We start from the raw sequence: 18,953 nt of genomic DNA, 5'->3' as shown, positions 1-18,953 counted from the left end.
GATTCGAAACATTTCACGGGGGTAACAGGCTGATGAATAAGCAGAATACAGAATTGATAAGTAATCATGGCTTTTATATAAGTACGGACAAAAATCTTTTAGATGTAGAAGTTATATATAAATATTTAAGTGAGGAATCTTATTGGTTAAAGGGTATTTCAAAAGAATTAGTTATTGCTTCAATTGAAAATTCAATTCTTTGCTACGGTATTTATAAAGGGAACCCAATGAGCGGTTCTCCAAATCAAGTTGGTTTTGCCCGAGTTGTATCTGATCTCGTTCGATTTTCTTGGCTTGGTGATGTTTTTATTCTTCCTGAATATAGAGGGAAAGGACTAAGTAAATGGTTAATGGCTGTCATTACCGAACATCCCAATTTAAAAGGAACTAATTTTCATCTTGCTACTAGGGATGCTCATTCTCTATATGCACAATATGGTTTTAAGCCATTAGATAACATTGAAAAGAGAATGGCTAGACCTTTTAATTGGGAGGCGATCTATGATGGTTATAAAAAGTGAAAATATGCTAGAAATATAGATAATTGAAATTATATAGATTTCGTTAAAAGAAAGGAAATAAGAGCATGAAACAAATCATTGCTTTAGGTGGCGGGGGATTTTCAATGGAGCCTGAAAATCCTTTGTTAGATTTATATATATTGAACCAGGTTTCTGGGAAAATTCCGAAAATATGTTTTATCCCGACTGCAAGTGGAGATTCAGAACATTATATTTCAAGGTTTTACAATTTCTTTGAAAAACAAAATTGCATTCCTTCACATTTATCTTTATTTAAACCAATAACGAGAGATATCGAAGGATTTTTATTGGAAAAAGATATTCTTTATGTAGGTGGAGGGAATACAAAAAACTTAATAGCCCTATGGAAAGAATGGGGGTTACATTTAATACTTAGAAAAGCGTGGGATAAAGGGATCGTATTGGCAGGAATTAGTGCTGGATCGATATGCTGGTTCGATGAAGGGGTAACTGATTCATATGGAGATGGACTTGAGCCAATCACATGTTTGGGCTTTTTAAAAGGAAGTAATTGTCCACATTATGATGGAGAAGTGGAGAGAAGACCGGTCTATCAAAAATTAATTGAAACAAAAAAGATTCAAGCTGGAGTTGCAGCAGATGATGGAGTGGCTATTCATTATATTAATCAAGATATTAGTAAAATCGTAAGTTCAAGACCAAATAGTAAAGCATATAAAGTATATTTTGATAATGGAGTAAAAGAGATAGAGCTTCAACCAGAGTTTTTAGGTGCTCATTAAAGAAGAATGATTTTTCAAAAATACATACATAATCTCCTGCGGGAAAGCGAACAGGTGAGACTCCGCAGGAGATTGAGCGATGAGGAGACTCACCGTTTGTCCCGTGGAAAGCGAAGCGTCTGAAACGGAAATCAACGGACAAGTTAATAAGATCATACAAAAAGAAGGTGCCCCTAAAAGTTATCCTTTTGGCATACACACCCTTTTTTTGCGCTAAAACTGTGAAATATTCTAGTCTTAAAATTAAACCCTCTTTAAAAATACATAACTCACTTTGTCATACTCCATCTTATGCTCATAAAAACGATGAGCATCAACTCGTTGTAAATTGGATGAGAGCGAAACAATCCTAAAGTCATGTTCTTTCGCCCAATCATGGACATAAGAAAGCAGAATTTTTCCATATCCTTTTGAACGCACAGTAGAATCTGTTACTAAATCACACACCCATACAAATTTCCCATGATATAAAGTTAACATCGGCATAAATCCAACAACGGCTACCATTTTTCCATCATCATATAATGAAACTAATTGATAATTTTCCATCTCTTTTGCTTCTTTCACTAATTTAAGAAAACTGGCTTTATCTAAATGTGTTCGCAATTGCTGCATAATTGGAAATGCGTCTCGCCATTCATTCTCGGTTTTTAATTCTTTTATAATCATTGCCGGATTGTTCATCACGCTTTTTCCTCCTTAAACGGATTTATCCATTATTAAACCACAAACTGGTATAATCAAAAGTATCAGATTTAATGAATTTATTGGTACCAGATAAAGGTGAGGGAGCAGTGGTTCATGGTTGAAATAACGCCAATTTTAGATAATAAAAGTAGTATCCCCTTATATATCCAGCTTTCAAATTATATTAAGCAGGAAATTGGAGCAGGAAGAATACAGCCAAATGAAAAATTACCGTCAAAACGTAAGCTCGCTAAATATCTTGAGTTGAGCTTAAATACAATTCAAGCTGCATATGATCAGCTTCGTGCAGAAGGATATGTGGAAAGTAAGCTGCGTAAAGGTATATTTGTAGTGAGACTAGAAGAAGAGGTACTTCCGAACCAATTATCACCTCAAACAGCACCAACAAAAAAGGAACAAAAATGGATAAATATTAACATTGATTTCAATTCTGGAAAGGTTGATTTGGAGCATTTTCCGTATGTGATTTGGAGAAAATTGACGATTCAGTCGCTTTATGAGGATCAAAGCGAGTACTTTAATATTGGTGATTCAAAAGGGGAGTTGTCCCTTCGCGAAGAAATAGCTAAATACTTATTTTTCTCTAGAGGTGTGAAATGTTCTGCTGACCAAATTGTGATTGGAGCAGGCACTCAAATATTAATACATTTATTATGTCTATTAATTGGGAAAGAACATGTATACGCAATGGAGGAACCGGGCTTTCATAGAACGAGAGCTGCTTTTCAAGATTTAGGGGTCATGTTGCACTCAATTTCCTTAGATGAGGATGGGATGGAAATAAATCAACTAAAAAATAGTGAAGCAACCGTTGCTTATGTGACCCCTTCCCACCAGTTCCCACTCGGAATGGTTATGCCAATATCACGAAGAATCGAGCTGCTGAAATGGGCTACTGAAGTTGGTGGCTATATTATTGAAGATGATTATGATAGCGAATTTCGTTATAAAGGAAAGCCGATCCCTTCCTTGCAAGGACTAGATTCAAATGGAAATGTCATTTATTTAGGTACATTTTCAAAGTCACTTATTCCTTCCATTCGTATTAGTTATCTCGTGTTACCACCAGAACTAAGCCAGAAATATGAAGAACATTTCTCCATCTATAAGCAAACAGCCTCTCGACTTCATCAAGAAACATTATTTCGCTTTATGAATGAAGGCCATTGGTATAATCATTTAAACAAAATGAGAACCCTTTATCGTAAAAAACAGCATACATTCATTGAGGCTATTAAAGTCCATTTAGGAGAGCATGTAAACATAATCGGGGAAAAATCAGGACTTCATCTAGTTTTAGAAGTAAATAATGGCATGACTGAGGCAGAATTAACAAGTTCGGCAATGGCAATTGGTGTAAAGGTATATCCATTATCGATCTATTTTGCTAATTCAATAGATAATCGAAAACCGAAAATTTTATTGGGGTTTGGCGGGTTGTCTGAATTAGAAATACATAGTGGGATCCAATTGCTAGCAAAAGCCTGGCTTATTTAAGAATATTTGTGTAATTAATTGTATATCTCCCTTTTTAAAAGAAATATAGTGTAAAATATTACTAAAATTTGTATGTTTATAAACAAGGGGAAGTTAAAAAATGAAAATTGATCATTTAGTCGTAAATATTGATAGTTATGTACAGGAAGATAAAGAATTTATTAATATGGTTCATTCTATGGGTTTGCCATATAAACCAAAATGGGGGAAAGGAACAAAAGGATTTAAAGTTTCTAATTTATGGATTGGAAACGAATATTTTGAGTTTGTTCGCATTAAAAGCAAAGATGGCGGAGGCTGGGTTGAAAGTTGGACAGAGCAGTATCATCAGGGGCATAGAGGTCTAATGGGTTTTGCTTTAGAAGTAGATGATATTGAAGCGACTTACAAGGAACTTAAAGGGAGAATAACGGAAGTTTCCCAGCCTGAACCATTGAGATTTCGATGGTTTTTTAATCTATTCACAAGGACTATGCCATGGAAAAACTCATATTTGCCGAAATTTGAAGGAGTTCCATTTCAATTCTTCCTACAACAGCTCAATGATGAAAAAAGTAAGGAGTTCATGCAGCAGTATATGGTACCTAACAGCAGAGAAAATAATATCCAAGGGATTTCTCAAGTAAAAATATATGGGGCTTTAACAGAAAACGATAAGAGCATAATTTCAGCATTATTCGCAAATTATTATGAAACCGAAGGAACCATTACAGTAGAACTTGGAACGCAAACGATTTCATTTATTGAATCCAATACATATAAAGTTGAAGTATCGCTTGATTGTCATCATAGTGAATACACCTCTAAACAACTAGAAATAGGGAACTTGCTTATTAGAAATAGTTAAATATGCAGAACCATTTTTCTTGGAAAAGGATGTTGCAGAATGTATATTGATAAGTTTCATTTTACAGAAGAAGAGCGGGAGAAAACAATAGCGGCCTTTATTAAAGATGGGGTCCTTAAAGAATTGCCAAGTAAAGAAAAGCGAAAGGTCATTATTTTATTAGAGCTAATGAATAAATTCTCGAAAGGAACAGTGTATAGCGAGAAGGAAGTGAATGAAATCATTAAAGCATTCTATCCTGATTTTGCTATATTACGAAGATATTTAGTTGATTACAAGCTGCTTGAAAGAAGTACAGATTGCAAAGATTATTGGGTAAATCATCCATTATAAACAGATAAGGAGTTATGATGTTTCAAACGATTGAATATTTAAATGGCGGAAATGAAAGGCAGCAGAAAGCCTACTCAGTTATAAAAACTTTAGGGGTCATGAAGGATTTAGCAGATTTTCAACCTGTACTATGTGGAACCATTCCGATCGGGATTGATGTTGAAGGCTCAGATTTAGATATTATCTTCGAAGTGAATGATTTTCCACCGTTTAGAGCAAAAGTTGAATCACTCTACCACGATAAACAGGACTTTAGGATAAAGGAGACAAAGATTAGAAATTTGCCAGTTTTGAAGGCTAACTTTATGTTTGGCGATTTTGAGTTTGAGTTATTTGCTCAGCCCCAACCAGTTTTTAAGCAATACGCATATATTCATATGTTAATTGAATATCATCTTATGAAGGAAATCCCTCAATTAAGGGAAAAGGTAATAGGATTAAAGCAACAAGGGTATAAAACGGAGCCAGCATTTTGTATAGCATTAGGTTTAGAAGGAGATCCATACGAGAAGTTAATTGAGTTTGCGAGAAAATGATTGGAAGAATATAATGGAGAAACTGCTAAAATAAAACGACTATTAAAGAGCATCTAATCAAGATAAAGTTGAGGCGTTTTTGATGGAAAGTGAATTACTAAAAATATTTGATGAACACAAAAATCAAATAGGGATCGCAACACGAGAAGAAGTACATAGACTTGGACATTGGCATGAAGCCTTTCATTGCTGGTTTGTAAGTATAGAAAATAGGACTGATTATGTTTATTTGCAAATTAGAAGTGAAAACAAAAAAGATTATCCCAATTTATACGATATTACGGCGGCTGGGCATTTGTTAGCTAATGAAACCATTGATGATGGGGTAAGGGAAATAAAAGAAGAATTAGGCATTGAAGTGACCATTCGTGATTTAGTGCCATTGGGACAGATTAAATATTGCGTCTTACTAAATAATTTTATTGATAAAGAATTTGCGAGTGTTTTTTTATATAAAAGTAAAAATGACTTCCATGACTTTATTTTACAAAAAGAAGAAGTATCGGGAATTGTAAAAGCAAAATTCAATGATTTTACTCAGCTTTGGTTTGGTGAAATAGATGAAATTCATGTTGAAGGTTTTGAAATTAATCATTCTGGAAGCAAATCTATCATTAATAAAAAAGTAAACAAAAGCGATTTTGTCCCTCACGATTCCTCATATTATAAAAGTGTTATAGAAATGATAAAGATGAACTTATAGGCGACGACAACAAAGAGTCTTGTTAAAATTATGGATAAATAGAAGAGGGAGCTCCGTTTTGGCCGTAGCTCCCTTTCTCACTAACTTAAAGTCTTTAATTAATTTTTTTATAACAATATTTTACTTTCCCACTCTTCTTTCGTAAGAGTGTAATGATAAAACTGTTGGTCCTCTATTTTAATATCTCCATTATAACGAAATCCACATTTTTGAATGACTCTATTTGAGCTTACATTGTGTGGAAGAACAATCGTATTTAGAAGTTCAACATCTGTTTTCTCAAACAAATATTTCATCAATGCTTTTACTGCTATTGTTGTATAGCCTCGATTTCTGTAATGTTTTGAAATAGCAAAAGCAATTTCTCGATTTGGTTCATTTAGTTCTTCTTTAATTCCTGTATTGCAGAAACCAATAAATTCATCTGTTTCTTTTAAGATTATACCTAGCTTCAAATAGTTATGCCCAGCGATATTAGGCACTGCTGACAAAAACTCTTTATTGGATGGTATCTCATAATTTGTAACCCAGTTTAATCGTTGTTCTCTTGTTGAATGCCAGTCTGGCAAAAATTCATAAACCTCTGGTTGCGAAGTAAGGTTATAAATAGCGTCTACATCTTCAATTCTAAACTCTCTTAGTAATATTTCTCCACAGTCTATTGTAAATAAATTGTCCATAATCTACGATTATCAATCTTGTGAGTTAATCATTCCATAATAGATCAAATCTTCGTAGCGATTTTATTACCCCACATGATCAATTAATATTCCCTCCTGTTCCATTCCTAATTTTTGCAAAACTTTACCAGAAGCTAGTTTCGATTTAAAGTAACGAGCCAGTACTTTATGGTATGCTTTTCTTCAAATGCAAATTATTACAATGTTTGTAATAGCAGCTGCATCAGATTTTTGAAGCATTCTTAATACTTTTTATATAATGATTTTATTTCAAATATCTAAATATTTCCAGTCATCTTTCCAAAAAAAATAAATATATATCACACTATCAAAAACAGCGTTGTCTAAATAGCTGTTTAGCGTTGACAAAATGTCAACGATGTTTTATGGTAATACCAAACTGTTTTTGTCGAATTACCTATGAAAATTTTATGCGATATGAGCATTCTTTTTGAATAAACAGTAACCAACTCCTTAGAATTAGCTCGAAAGGAAAATAGCTGATGATTAAAGACTTATATAATAATAATCTCGGTTCATTACTAAAAAAGAGATTAGATGAACGTTCATTGTCTATGCGAAAACTAAGTGAACTAACTGAAATTGATAAAGCAACGATTTCGCGAATTATGAGTGGGAAGCGTAAAGCTAATATACATCATTTACAAAAATTTGCTAGTTGTTTGGAAGTTCCTCTTTCAGAATTGTTAGTTTCTGCAGGCTATGCATATGAAAAAAAACAAGAAGATACAGATTTGCATGCCTCTGTCGAAAGCATTCAAAATTTCCTTGCTGCTTCTAATATGTATGATAAAAAATTCACTTTAGAAAGTGTTGAGCTACAATTAGCGAAGTATGAACAATACACACAAACCGAAGAAGGAAAAGAAATGATTCTTCAACAGTTTGATGAAAAGCTTAAGAAAGTTGGCAGTATTGGTCCATTTATTCGTCATTTAAAACAAATGTACGAAGATTTTTGCGCTAAAAGGGGCACTTGTGCTCAACTTGCAATTATCGGTGGAGCATTAATCTATTTCATTTTGCCTGTTGATGTGCTTCCTGATTATCTATTTCCGATTGGTTATTTAGATGATGCGATTGCGGTGCAGCTTGTTCTTAAATCTAAAAGTATTAAACAAATTTGATTTATTCTGAACGATCACAACCTTCAAGGTTACACATATTGCGAATAAATAAACGGAATAGGAAATAAGTAAAAGTCTTTTTTACTCGCATATTTTAGGTTCTTAAACACCTTCAATTATGTTAAGGTGTTTTTCTTTTTGAGTAGAGCCTTAGTAAATAGAGAAGATAAGAGGCGATGATGTATTGAATAAAAGGGAATCTCGAGTTGATACAATATTAATTCTTACGATATTATGTTTTTTAATATTTAGTTTAATAATGGTCTATAGTGGTTCAGGACAATATGTTTCTTATGATCCCTATTATTTTGTAAAAAGGCAAATGATTTGGTATGTTATTGGAATTGGTGTTATGACTGGGGTGGCGTATTTTGATTATGAGCTACTTGATAGGATAGCCCTTCCCTTGTATTTTGCTGGAATTGGATTATTAATCCTTGTTCATTTTTACGGAACCTTTAAAAATGGTTCGCAAAGATGGATTAATCTTGGTTTCTTTGAATTACAGCCTTCAGAATTTATGAAAATCTTTATTATTATTTACGTAGCAGTTTTAATGAATAAATATGGTCGGCAAACTTTATCCTTTAAAGATAGTATTCCCATTACTATCAGGATCGTTATCGCAACATTAGTTCCATTTTATTTAATTTTAGTTCAGCCTGATTTAGGTTCAGCACTAGTCATTATGGCGATTACGGTAACAATTATTATCGTTTCAGGTATTTCATTTAAAATGATTGGTTTATTAACTGCTGGATTTGCAGCTTTACTGGCACTCCTTGTTTATTTGCACAATCACTTTTTCGATATTTTTATAAAAGTGATTAAACCCCATCAGCTAGAAAGAATCTATGGCTGGCTTAGCCCGAATGAATTTGCCTCCTCCTATGGATATCAATTAACACAAGCCATTCGTGGGATCGGTGCTGGCCAATTGAGGGGCAGCGGCTTTAACCTTGGTACACAAGTGCAAAGTGGAAGAATTCCTGAAGTACATACGGATTTTATTTTTTCTGTAGTGGGAGAGGAATTTGGGTTTATTGGTGCATCGATATTGATAGGTTTGTATTTTATTTTGATCTTTAGAATCGTCATCATTGCCCTGAATGCCAATAATGTTTTTGGGAGTTATTTATGTGCAGGAACAATCGGATTAATCTCCTTTCAAGCTTTTCAAAATATCGCGATGACAATCGGGCTGATGCCGATTACAGGGATTCCTCTCCCATTTATTAGTTATGGGGGGAGCTCGCTTTTAACGAATATGATTGCTTTAGGCTTAGTGATAAGTGTGAATATAAGATCAAAGAAATATATGTTTAGTAATGAGTAAGGATCCTATTTTGACTCAAAAAAGATGCGTTGGAATTTATCCAAGCATCTTTTTTATTTACCTAAAGGTTTTGGAAAGGATAGACTTTATTTCCACGTTATCATATAATATTAAATGATAATGATTATCAATATCATATAATAAAGAAAAGGATGATACATATAATGTGGAATATTAAACAATTTTCAAAAATGGTTTTAGTAATATTATTTATTGGAGTATTGGCTGCTTGTGGAGAAACTACCGATAAAAAGAGTATTGAAGCGAACCAAAATGTCGATGAATCTAGTCAAAAGAACGAAACAGTTACTTATCAAGCGGCAAATGGTGAAATTGAGTATGCTAAAAATCCAGAAAAAATTGTTGTTGTTGCAGATAGCTATGTCGGACATTTTATCGCTTTAGGTGTAAAACCAGTTGGAATTTCGGATTATGCTATGGGGAACAAATATTTTGAAGGTGAGCTTGATGGCATAGAAAGTATAGGTGACGCGTCAAACCCTTCTGTCGAGAAAATATTAGAGATGAACCCTGATTTGATTATTACATTCAATGGGGCTGAACTGAATGAAAAGCTCGAGAAAATAGCGCCAACAATAGCGGTTAATTATGGAGAGAAGGATTATAAGGAACAGTTAAAGGAATTTGGTAAAATAATCGGAAAAGAAAAGGAAGCAGATGCTTGGCTAACTAATTGGAATCGTAAAATAAATGAAAGCAAAGCAAAAGTACAAGAAGTCGTTGGCGATAAAACAATATCCATTTTGTCACCGTTTTCGAAGGGAATCTATGCGTATGGTCATAACTATGCTAGAGGTGGCGAAATTATCTATGGCGAATTTGAATTAAAGGCTCCAGAATTAGTCCAAAAGGACGCAATTGATAGTGGCAAAGGATGGACTGAGTTTTCTCTGGAAACGCTACCTGAGTTTGCGGGAGACTATATTTTTACATGTCCTTGGCAAGAAAATAATGGAGACCCCGAAGATTTTTATGGAAGTTCCTTGTGGAAGGAACTCCCTGCAGTTAAAGAGGGCAAAGTATTTGAATTAGATACAAATGCCGCATTTTTTAATGACCCGGTATCATTAGACAAGCAGCTAGATTTTATTATTGAGAGTTTGACAACTAAATAGGCTGTCCTTTGCCCGGTACGAAAAACTCTACGACTATACAAATATTAAAAAACGAGGAGAACCATTCATATTATTTGGTATAATAAAGTAATTCAGAAATGAAGATTTGATTTCTGATCAATTTAGTTAAGGGGGCGTTCATTATGTTAAACAGCAAATTTGTTTTTGTTCATATTTTTAAGGGGATAATGCCTAGTTAACGAATTGCTTCAGCATTTCCCCGAAATTTAGAAAGGGGAAGTAATATGAGTATTGAAGATGTTAAATTAGTAGAATTGAATGCTGAAAATTGGTATGATTGCTGCGTGTTAGAGGTTTCAGAAAATCAAAAAGAATTTATTGAATCAAATGCCATATCCATTGTCCAATCAAAATACGAGCCTACATTAAGGCCATATGCAATTTATTTTAAAGAAAAAGTAGTTGGTTTTTTAATGTACAATACTGTTCTAGAAGAACTTAATGGGTATTGGATCTATCGAATCATGATCGATAAGAATTATCAAGGTAAAGGGATTGGCAAAGAAGCTACTAGTCTGATGATTTCAGAAATTGCCAAGTTACCAAAGGCTAAAAAGGTGATTGTCGGTTATCGACCTGAGAATGTAGGTGCCCATTATTTATATGCAAGCTTAGGATTTATTGATAATGGTGATAGATTTGGGAAGGAAATGGCTGTAATAAAATATATAAATAATTAAACATAAGCTTAAAAAAATGTGTGTCAGAGTTCTGGCACACATTTTTTATGGCAATAAAACTAAAAACTTAAAAAAGACTCATATGATTTTTTACCTCAAGTAAATCATCAATAATAAGATCAGCGTGTAATAGCTCATCTTCTTGTGCAAAGTCAAAGCGACAGCCGATTGCGGCAAGCCCATTGCTTTTGGCGGCTTTTATATCGGATAATCTATCTCCAACAACCGCACCTTTAACTATTTTATATTTCTCCATAATGGTCTGAACGAGATCAGCTTTATTTTGAGAATCAATTTGTTGGATGCTAAAAACTTCTGTCACCCAATTGTGGAGCCCATAATATTTTACAATGGTGCTTAAGTATTCGATTTGGCCATTACTTGCGATGAATATTGCATAATGATTATTTTTGAGATAAGTAAAGAGCTCTTCAACATTCGGATATAAAGAACCTTTCCCATTGTTAATTTGTTCAATTAATTTTTTATGGAAATATTCATTCGCTTTTTCTCTAATATCATTAGAATGGTTTGGCAATAATGTTTTCCAGACGACCGGTAAAGTCGCTCCCATAATTTCGCGGAATTGATCAAGTGGTGTTTCTTTTTCCCATAAATGTTGTGCGCTTAAATCGTTAAATGTTTCTTCTAAAGATAAGGCTAGAACTTTATCGGTTTGAAATAAAGTACCATCCATATCAAAAATAAATGCGCGAGACATGCTGTTATCCTCCGATTTTTCCAATTTTCATATACATCATCATAATAAGCTTATCACTTTTATAATGTCTATCAACTATTTACGATGAACTGCAGGCTTTCTTATGAGAAGAGTAAATTTACTTAACTGATACACTAATAAAGGCTAATAATATTCTATACTACAAAGAGCGTCACATAAGTTGGATATTCAACAAATGTGACGCTCTCACTACATTTTTATATAAAGATTGGTTTAACAATTTTTTACTTAACAAATATGAGTGAAAAATTTACTCTTCTTTATTTGTTCGGATGACTAAAACATCACAAGGAGCATAGCGGGTAATATTTTCAGATACACTGCCGATTAAGAAGCGTTCAACAGCATTCAATCCAGTTGCACCGCAGATGATTAAATCAACTTTATTTTTCTTAGCGATCTCTTTTGGAATAATAATTTTTGGAGATCCATAGTCAATGATATATTCAACTTGGGGAACCCCTGCCTTAATTGCTTGGCTTTTATATTTTTCCATTAATTCTCTGGCAAACATATCGGCTCTTTCCGAAATTGTTCGATCATACGCTTCCACTGTAGCGAATGTACGAGTATCAATAACATGTGCTAAAGTAATTTGTGCATCGTTTCGTTTTGCAATTTCAATCGCTTTTTTAAAAGCCCACTCAGCCTCTGTTGAACCATCAACTGCAACTAAAATATTAGTATATTTCAACCCCATATTTATCTCCTCCTTTACCTTAATTATACAATACCAAGTCGTGAATAACAGTGACAATTAATCAAATAATACTTATTACCAGATTATTTTTATAAAAAGGAAGGATAAAAATGAAGGAGAGATATGAGACAAACGGGTTCAATGAAGAGGGAACAAACGAAGTGAGCGAGCAAATTATGGCTGTTTATAATAGTGGGGTAGTTGTACAATCTGAAGATAATAATGAAGAGTTAAATAAAGATGAGATTTTAAATGATATAAACCATAAAAAGTGAAAGAAGCTGATATATCTCGAAAATGTCCGATATATCCGGAAAATGTCCGATATATCTCGAAAGTGGCCGATATATCCGGAAAGTGGCCGATATATCTTGAAAGTGGCCGAAATATCCGGAAAATGGCCGATATATCTGGAAAGTGGCCGAAATATCCGGAAAGTGACCGATAAATCCGGAAAAGGGCCGATAAATCCGGAAAATAGCCGAAATATCCGGAAAGTGACCGAAATATCCGGAAAATGGCCGAAATATCTCGAAAGAGGCCGATAAATCCGGAAAATGACCGATATATCGGAAAAATGGGATTTGCTGAATTCTATCAGGAATTTGCAATAAGATTGATTAAAAGCTTTAAAATGTACCAAAACCAGACCATTTTGGCCTGGTTTTTCGCTTTATTTAATGATTTGCAACTGTTTCGGGAACTTCGTTAATATTTCAACTCCATTTTTTGTGACTGCTAGATCATCTTCAATTCGAACTCCTGCCACCCCTGGTACGTAAATGCCTGGTTCGATTGTGAACACCATTCCTTCTTCAAGTAAAAGTTCGTTTGTTTCCGTTAAGGAAGGGTATTCATGTACACTAATTCCTAATCCATGACCGAGACGGTGTGGGAAGTAGTCGCCATAGCCTGCTGCAGCAATGATATTTCTCGCTGTTAAATCAACACGAGCACAAGATACCCCAGGTTTGCTTGCCTCAACTGCTGCGAGCTGAGCCTTCAAGACGGTTTCGTAAATTTCGCTTTGCTTCTCATTTATATCACCATATGCAACTGTTCTCGTGATGTCTGAGCAATAGCCATCAACAATAACACCTAAGTCAAAAAGGACAAAATCGCCTTTTTTAATTTTGGTTAATCCTGGGTTTCCATGAGGAGATGCACCATTAGCTCCAGTTAACACCATTGTGGAAAAAGACATTTCTCTTACGCCTTTTTTCTTAAGTGCAAATTCGACAGCTGCTAGAACATCAAGTTCAGTTTTGCCTTCTTTAATTTCGTCACAGCCTACCTCAATAGCATAATCAGCAAGGGCACATGCTTCACGAATAATTTTAAGCTCCTTTTCATCTTTAACCATACGAAGCTTTCTTAGTTTTTCTTCTGCAGAAACAAATTGTGCACCATTGAAAATTTGGGTAAGTACCTCATAGCGCTCAACATTCAAATTCTCTTTTTCGATGGCAACCTTTTCTACCTTCTTGAGACGATGATTGATCGACTTATTGATTAATTCCCATGGGTTTTCAATATCTGAATAGCTAATGATTTCATTGCTCCAACCTGCATTTTTTGCATCCGCTTTATCTAAAGCAGGGCAAACGAGGAAAGGCTCCTCATCTTGAAAAACGGCTAACGCTAGAAGGCGTTCATGAGGGTTGCTTAAAAAGCCGCTAAAATAAAAGACGTTATCTGGTGCTGTTATAAAGCTAACTTGAATATTATTTTCCTTCATCCATTCGGATAATTTTTGTAACCTTGTATTCATGAAATGACCTCCTAAGTATGTAATATAAAAAGAGTAGCAACTAATTGAGCAAAAGTAAACTTTTCAACAAGAAGAAAAGAATAAAATGTTTTTTTGTTATTGTAAGTTGCTTCTAAAAAGTTTAGTTGCTATACTAATTATATGAATAATAATAATATTACTTTGACAGACCAGAGTGAACGAATTGGTAGATTAATTATGCAGTTACAACGTTTAGAGCGAAGTCCAAGAACATTTGGAGAAGCCGGAATGTTAACCCCAAGTGAAATTCATACAATTGATGCTATCGGGTTAAATGGTGATGTGTTGATGAGCCAATTAGCCAATAAACTGAGTATTACGAAAGGGGCTGTGACACAGCTAGTTAGCAAGTTAGAAAAAAAAGAACTTGTATTAAGAAAAGCTCATCCGACAGATTCACGGGCTATTCTTTTAACATTAACGAAGAAAGGAGAAATTGCTTTTCAAGAGCACCAAGCTATGCACCAGCAATTTTATCGAAAACTAAGTCAACAATTAGAAGCTCATGAAATCGCTGTTTTTGAAAAAGGACTGAAGCTATTTACGGAAGAATTAATGGCTAACACTATTGAATAAAGGATAATGGACTGTATCACATTTTCCATCGTGCAGCAGTCTATTTTTTAATTAATTAGTTTAGTTACTAAACAATTTATTGATTTGCGGGTTGTAAGACTCTAGAGAGAAGAAGTAAAGTCAAAGCGTATTATTTTTGGTGTGTACATAATCTAGAAAGCATTATTCTGAAACGGGGTTACGATTATTACATTCGGTGTGATGGAAAACTGAAGAAAATAAGTGGTGGGGGGATAATGATCGTTGATAGCTTTAATGATGGAAAAACAACGACATTTGGACATTTAGGTAAGAGAAGGGGATTTAGATTTAACTTCTCTGATCAGCATGTTCTCCCTAATACATTATCTGTTCCAACGGTTTCAACGAGATTATGCTTTGATTCAAAAATGATCACAGAGTTTATTGCGATTTTAAAAAAACTACAATTCTTTAAACTATTAAAATATCTAATAATACAAAACGGAATTGTTTCATTACTAAGTAAAATCAAATGGGGAAAAGAAATATGTACAGTAAAAGTAGATGTATGGGGCGAAGCGAACGGAAAACAAGTCTTAGCTGAATGTTTCTTTCATAGTAAACATGAATCAACGATTACCGCTCAAATTGCTGCCAAAGTAGCAGAGGAAATTTATCATTCTACCTATTCAAAAGGAGTATATCATGTGGAACAACTGTTTCCTATCGATCTTTTTCAGGAGGAGATTTCTATCCCCGAGGTGAAAATGAGAGTAATCGAAAATCCTTTCTAAAAAATGATGAACATGAAAGGTTTGTTACGAGATGTTATGATAATAGGAAGAAAACAGAAAGGAAAAGAATAAATGGATTTGACAAACAAAACGATTGAACAATTAAAGTCTAGCATTTCAAATGTATGCACTCATAATTTAAGATGGCAGATAGAAGATATAAAACTAATTGGCAGTGGGGTCATAAATGCTGTTTTTCAAATAAAAGAAAAGAACTTAGGATTACTTGCAGTCAGAACGCCTTGGCGACCAGAAGAGAATATGATGGATAAGCATTCAAGTGGAGTTATTTCATTAAAAAAGGAAGCTATGATAGCCGAGCATTGTGATAAATACAAACTCCCAGTTCCTAAAGTACAGAAGCTTTATTTAAGCAAGGAAATCAATTTTCTCGTTTCTGATTTCGTTGCAGGAGATGATAGTCCTCTTTCTTCCTTTGATATCGGTCAGCTTGTTGCTCATATACATAAAATCCCTTTAGATGGTTTATCCATTATTGATCAAAATCAGCAATCATTAAGTAACGTCATCGCGAATAGAATCATAAACCGTGCACAAACACTAAGTGAACGAACAAACTTCAACATGATCTTACCATCTAGTGAAGAGCTGGAAGCGGTTCTAAATACAGCGCGAACAGATGACTGTCTATTGCATCTTGATGTTAGACGCCCCAACTTAATAGGTGAAAAAGGCAGTATTAAGGCTATTATCGATTGGGATAATTCCTTTATTGGCAATCCAATTATGGAGCTGATGAGAATATCAGAAACACAGGAATTGCAGGAGGAAGCCTTTTTACTAGGTTATAATAATCATACCATTCTTGAAAAAACGGATAGACCCATTCAATTAATTTATCGTTTAGATACGGTATTCATGTTGTCTATTCTGTTCACTTCGTTCATTGATGATGTAAAGAAAAGGGAGCATTATCTAAAGCGTGTCCAAACTTTAATCGCTGAAATAACAAAATACCTTTAATAAACATCGTTCAGCTTTTTTTGAAATATGAAGTAAGATAAACTTATCATTACACGAAGAAAGCAGGATAAATTGAATTTTCGTTGAAATAGTCTACATAATTCTAAGAATTGAAAGGGGAATAAGGATGAAGGTATCATTTCATGGACATTCATTTGTGAAGATTGAGTCACAAGGCAAGACAATCGTAATTGACCCGTTCATTACAGGGAATGATTTAACAGATGTAAAAGTGAGCGATGTAAAGCCTGATGTTATTATCGTTACTCATGGACATGGCGATCATCTTGGCGATACAGTAGAACTGGCGAAAAAACATAATTCACTCGTTATTGCGAATTTTGAATTAGCTACCTATTTAAGCTGGCAAGGCTTAAAGACACATGGTATGAGTATTGGTGGTGCATACCAGTTCGAGTTCGGTAAAGTAAAGCTGACACCGGCATTTCATGGAACAGGACTTGTGACGGAAAATAAAGAAATTATTTATTTAGGTATGCCTGCTGGTGTTCTCATAACAGTGGAAGGAAAAACCATTTTCCATGCTGGTGATACTGCGCTCTTCTCTGATATGAAATTAATTGGTGAGCGGCATCCAATTGACCTTGCTTTCTTGCCGATAGGCGACAACTTCACAATGGGTCCGGAAGATGCAGCCTATGCCGCCAAACTACTCGAAGCGAAGCAAGTTGTACCTGTGCACTATAACACATTCCCGCCTATTAAGCAGGATCCTTATAACTTTATTGAAATGCTAGATGAAGGTATTGGGGTAGTTCTTGAAGCTGGAGAAGCGATCGAATTATAAAACGATTCAAACATATACATCTTACGTACAAATAAAAACAGAGAGTCGATTGGACTCTCTGTTTTTATGCTCTGACTCAGTATGATTATCCTGTTTTTTAATTAAGAAAATAATTTGATTAAAAAGCTTAATAAAATTCCAACAAGTCCAAAGTCAGAATCCCCGAAAGTTGTTCCTTCAAATCCTAATGATCCTAAAACTGGCAGTAAAAATGCTGGAAGGAAAGAGATTAATAGACCATTAGCAAAAGCACCAATCATGGCTCCGCGTCTACCACCTGTAGCATTGCCGAATACTCCTGCCGCTGCACCTGTAAAGAAATGAGGGATAAGTCCAGGAACAATCACTTTTAATCCAATGATAGGCAGTAAGAACATAGAGATTAATCCAGCCATAAAGCTAAAGATAAAACCGATAATGACAGCATTTGGCGCAAATGGGAATACAGCTGGACAATCAAGGGCTGGCTTTGCGTCTTTGACAATTTTATCAGCAATTCCTTTAAATGCTGGGACAATTTCAGCAATTAGCATACGGACACCTGCAAGCACAACATATACTCCAGCTGCAAATGTGATGGCTTGTATAAGGGAGAACACAAGGAAATTGACTCCACCACTTAATTCTGTTTCGACATAGGTTTTTCCTGCGATAGGTGCAATGATTAAGAATAAAATCGCCATAGCTAATGACATTGCAACTGATGTGTCGCGTAAAAAGCCTAGTGACTTCGGTACATTAATATCTTCTGTCGATTTTGACTTATCACCAACAAGCTTGCCAATAAAGCCAGCTGTGAAATAGCCTAATGATCCAAAATGCCCAACAGCAATCGTATCATTCCCCGTTATTTGGCGAACATAAGGCTGAAGCAATGCAGGCATAAAGACCATTAATAAGCCCAGAAGAATCGAACCGATTATAATTAATGGCAACCCCGTTACTCCACCCGTAGCAAAAACGGCTGAAATTAAGCAGGCCATAAATAATGTATGATGCCCTGTCAGGAAAATATATTTAAACGGTGTTATTCGAGCGATAATAATATTCATAAGCATCCCAAACAACATAATCATGGCTGTTTCTTTCCCAAATGTTTGTTGAGCAATGGCTACAATCGCCTCATTATTAGGAATTACACCTTTAATATGAAAGGCTTCCTCAAACATTTTTCCAAAGATATCAAGTGAGCCGATTAATATTGAAGCTCCACCGCCAAGAATTAAGAAACCCATAATGGTTTTCAGTGTCCCGGAAATAATATCTGTTATCCCTTTTTTCTGAAGAGTAAGACCTAAAAGTGCAAATAAACCAACTAAAATGGCAGGAGTCCCTAAAATATCATTCATAATAAAATCAAACACTTATTTCCCCTCCCTCTAATTTTTTTTTATGAGTCAAGAAAGTAAATTAGCTTAAATGTGCTTGAAGGGCAGTTTTTAATTCATTTTGATCTAATATGTTTGTCAGTCCCACAATCGTTCTTGTTCCATCATCTAATGTCGTGATAATATCTTTTGGACCAAGGTATATATCTGCTTTTTCTGTTTTGGCAGTTGTTAAGTCAGTATGAGAAACTTCAGCTTCTATACCTAGCTCAGTTAAGACGTTTTTGGCATTCATTTCAACGATAAAGCTACTCCCTAAACCATTACCGCAAACAACTAAAATTTTTTTCATTGAAAA

22 protein-coding genes and 1 pseudogene are annotated in these 18,953 nt (G+C 34.6%); 16 read left to right on the top strand and 7 right to left on the bottom strand.

Annotated elements, in window-relative coordinates; genetic code table 11:
• Positions 1 to 32 precede the first annotated feature (32 nt).
• Positions 33 to 521 carry a GNAT family N-acetyltransferase gene (locus tag KDN24_RS19225; RefSeq protein WP_409972907.1) on the top strand — a complete coding sequence of 163 codons (489 nt, stop codon included), beginning with the start codon at positions 33 to 35 and terminating at the stop codon, positions 519 to 521.
• Positions 522 to 586: 65 nt separating this feature from the next.
• Positions 587 to 1,285, top strand: coding sequence for a Type 1 glutamine amidotransferase-like domain-containing protein (locus tag KDN24_RS19220; RefSeq protein ID WP_409972906.1), 699 nt, complete (start codon positions 587 to 589; stop codon positions 1,283 to 1,285).
• 243 nt (positions 1,286 to 1,528) lie between these two features.
• Here KDN24_RS19220 and KDN24_RS19215 read toward each other — a convergent pair whose 3' ends face one another.
• Positions 1,529 to 1,969, bottom strand: coding sequence for a GNAT family N-acetyltransferase (locus KDN24_RS19215; protein ID WP_409973142.1), 441 nt, complete (start codon positions 1,967 to 1,969; stop codon positions 1,529 to 1,531).
• Positions 1,970 to 2,086: 117 nt separating this feature from the next.
• Here KDN24_RS19215 and pdxR point away from each other — a divergent pair, with 117 nt between their 5' ends.
• From pdxR to KDN24_RS19190, 5 genes are all read left to right on the top strand, one after another.
• Positions 2,087 to 3,490, top strand: a complete 1,404-nt coding sequence (pdxR, locus tag KDN24_RS19210; protein WP_409972905.1) for a MocR-like pyridoxine biosynthesis transcription factor PdxR — start codon at positions 2,087 to 2,089, stop codon at positions 3,488 to 3,490.
• 100 nt (positions 3,491 to 3,590) lie between these two features.
• A complete protein-coding gene (locus KDN24_RS19205) occupies positions 3,591 to 4,337 on the top strand; it encodes a VOC family protein (protein WP_409972904.1) in 747 nt (248 codons plus the stop codon).
• 39 nt (positions 4,338 to 4,376) lie between these two features.
• Entirely contained in the window at positions 4,377 to 4,670 is a 294-nt protein-coding gene (locus tag KDN24_RS19200; protein WP_409972903.1) for a DUF2087 domain-containing protein, read from the top strand.
• Positions 4,671 to 4,687: 17 nt separating this feature from the next.
• Entirely contained in the window at positions 4,688 to 5,206 is a 519-nt protein-coding gene (locus KDN24_RS19195) for a DUF4269 domain-containing protein (RefSeq protein ID WP_409972902.1), read from the top strand.
• 82 nt (positions 5,207 to 5,288) lie between these two features.
• On the top strand, positions 5,289 to 5,909 hold the full coding sequence (locus tag KDN24_RS19190) for an NUDIX hydrolase (protein WP_409972901.1): 621 nt from the start codon (positions 5,289 to 5,291) through the stop codon (positions 5,907 to 5,909).
• A 107-nt stretch (positions 5,910 to 6,016) separates the two neighbouring features.
• Here the strand turns inward: KDN24_RS19190 and KDN24_RS19185 are convergent, their stop codons facing one another.
• A complete protein-coding gene (locus KDN24_RS19185; protein ID WP_409972900.1) occupies positions 6,017 to 6,589 on the bottom strand; it encodes a GNAT family N-acetyltransferase in 573 nt (190 codons plus the stop codon).
• 503 nt (positions 6,590 to 7,092) lie between these two features.
• Between KDN24_RS19185 and KDN24_RS19180 the strand changes: the two genes are divergently transcribed.
• The 4 genes from KDN24_RS19180 to KDN24_RS19165 all read left to right on the top strand — a co-directional run bounded on the left by KDN24_RS19180 (position 7,093) and on the right by KDN24_RS19165 (position 10,910).
• Positions 7,093 to 7,737, top strand: a complete 645-nt coding sequence (locus KDN24_RS19180; RefSeq protein WP_409972899.1) for a DUF1232 domain-containing protein — start codon at positions 7,093 to 7,095, stop codon at positions 7,735 to 7,737.
• A gap of 184 nt (positions 7,738 to 7,921) precedes the next feature.
• A complete protein-coding gene (rodA, locus tag KDN24_RS19175) occupies positions 7,922 to 9,073 on the top strand; it encodes a rod shape-determining protein RodA (RefSeq protein WP_409972898.1) in 1,152 nt (383 codons plus the stop codon).
• Between the two features lie 164 nt (positions 9,074 to 9,237).
• A complete protein-coding gene (locus KDN24_RS19170; protein ID WP_409972897.1) occupies positions 9,238 to 10,209 on the top strand; it encodes an ABC transporter substrate-binding protein in 972 nt (323 codons plus the stop codon).
• A gap of 245 nt (positions 10,210 to 10,454) precedes the next feature.
• Positions 10,455 to 10,910, top strand: a complete 456-nt coding sequence (locus KDN24_RS19165; RefSeq protein WP_409972896.1) for a GNAT family N-acetyltransferase — start codon at positions 10,455 to 10,457, stop codon at positions 10,908 to 10,910.
• Between the two features lie 67 nt (positions 10,911 to 10,977).
• Here the strand turns inward: KDN24_RS19165 and KDN24_RS19160 are convergent.
• Together KDN24_RS19160 and KDN24_RS19155 are read right to left on the bottom strand one after the other, a co-directional pair.
• Positions 10,978 to 11,640, bottom strand: a pseudogene (locus KDN24_RS19160) (HAD family hydrolase); the annotation flags it as partial.
• A 262-nt stretch (positions 11,641 to 11,902) separates the two neighbouring features.
• Positions 11,903 to 12,352, bottom strand: coding sequence for a universal stress protein (locus tag KDN24_RS19155; protein WP_409972895.1), 450 nt, complete (start codon positions 12,350 to 12,352; stop codon positions 11,903 to 11,905).
• A gap of 110 nt (positions 12,353 to 12,462) precedes the next feature.
• On the opposite strand from KDN24_RS19155, the gene KDN24_RS19150 reads away from it, so the two are divergent.
• Positions 12,463 to 12,627 (top strand): hypothetical protein, encoded by a 165-nt coding sequence (locus KDN24_RS19150; RefSeq protein ID WP_409972894.1) that lies wholly within the window; start codon positions 12,463 to 12,465, stop codon positions 12,625 to 12,627.
• A gap of 398 nt (positions 12,628 to 13,025) precedes the next feature.
• Here KDN24_RS19150 and KDN24_RS19145 read toward each other — a convergent pair whose 3' ends face one another.
• Positions 13,026 to 14,123, bottom strand: coding sequence for a M24 family metallopeptidase (locus KDN24_RS19145; protein ID WP_409972893.1), 1,098 nt, complete (start codon positions 14,121 to 14,123; stop codon positions 13,026 to 13,028).
• A gap of 198 nt (positions 14,124 to 14,321) precedes the next feature.
• Between KDN24_RS19145 and KDN24_RS19140 the strand changes: the two genes are divergently transcribed.
• The 4 genes from KDN24_RS19140 to KDN24_RS19125 all read left to right on the top strand — a co-directional run bounded on the left by KDN24_RS19140 (position 14,322) and on the right by KDN24_RS19125 (position 17,267).
• Entirely contained in the window at positions 14,322 to 14,720 is a 399-nt protein-coding gene (locus tag KDN24_RS19140; protein WP_409972892.1) for a MarR family winged helix-turn-helix transcriptional regulator, read from the top strand.
• A gap of 236 nt (positions 14,721 to 14,956) precedes the next feature.
• On the top strand, positions 14,957 to 15,475 hold the full coding sequence (locus KDN24_RS19135) for a saccharopine dehydrogenase family protein (RefSeq protein WP_409972891.1): 519 nt from the start codon (positions 14,957 to 14,959) through the stop codon (positions 15,473 to 15,475).
• A gap of 72 nt (positions 15,476 to 15,547) precedes the next feature.
• Positions 15,548 to 16,459 carry a phosphotransferase family protein gene (locus tag KDN24_RS19130; protein WP_409972890.1) on the top strand — a complete coding sequence of 304 codons (912 nt, stop codon included), beginning with the start codon at positions 15,548 to 15,550 and terminating at the stop codon, positions 16,457 to 16,459.
• 127 nt (positions 16,460 to 16,586) lie between these two features.
• Entirely contained in the window at positions 16,587 to 17,267 is a 681-nt protein-coding gene (locus KDN24_RS19125) for a metal-dependent hydrolase (RefSeq protein ID WP_409972889.1), read from the top strand.
• Positions 17,268 to 17,368: 101 nt separating this feature from the next.
• On the opposite strand, the gene ulaA is transcribed toward KDN24_RS19125, so the two are convergent.
• Positions 17,369 to 18,631 carry a PTS ascorbate transporter subunit IIC gene (ulaA, locus tag KDN24_RS19120; RefSeq protein WP_491348115.1) on the bottom strand — a complete coding sequence of 421 codons (1,263 nt, stop codon included), beginning with the start codon at positions 18,629 to 18,631 and terminating at the stop codon, positions 17,369 to 17,371.
• 46 nt (positions 18,632 to 18,677) lie between these two features.
• The gene (locus tag KDN24_RS19115) at positions 18,678 to 18,947 is read right to left on the bottom strand and encodes a PTS sugar transporter subunit IIB (protein WP_409972888.1); all 270 of its coding nucleotides are present in this window, start codon (positions 18,945 to 18,947) and stop codon (positions 18,678 to 18,680) included.
• Positions 18,948 to 18,953: the final 6 nt, after the last annotated feature.

This window comes from Cytobacillus sp. Bva_UNVM-123 (assembly GCF_046351715.2).
Lineage (GTDB): Bacteria > Bacillota > Bacilli > Bacillales > Cytobacillaceae > Cytobacillus.
Note: the sequence above shows the minus strand (reverse complement) of the source record. Positions and strands in the feature narration are given on the sequence as shown.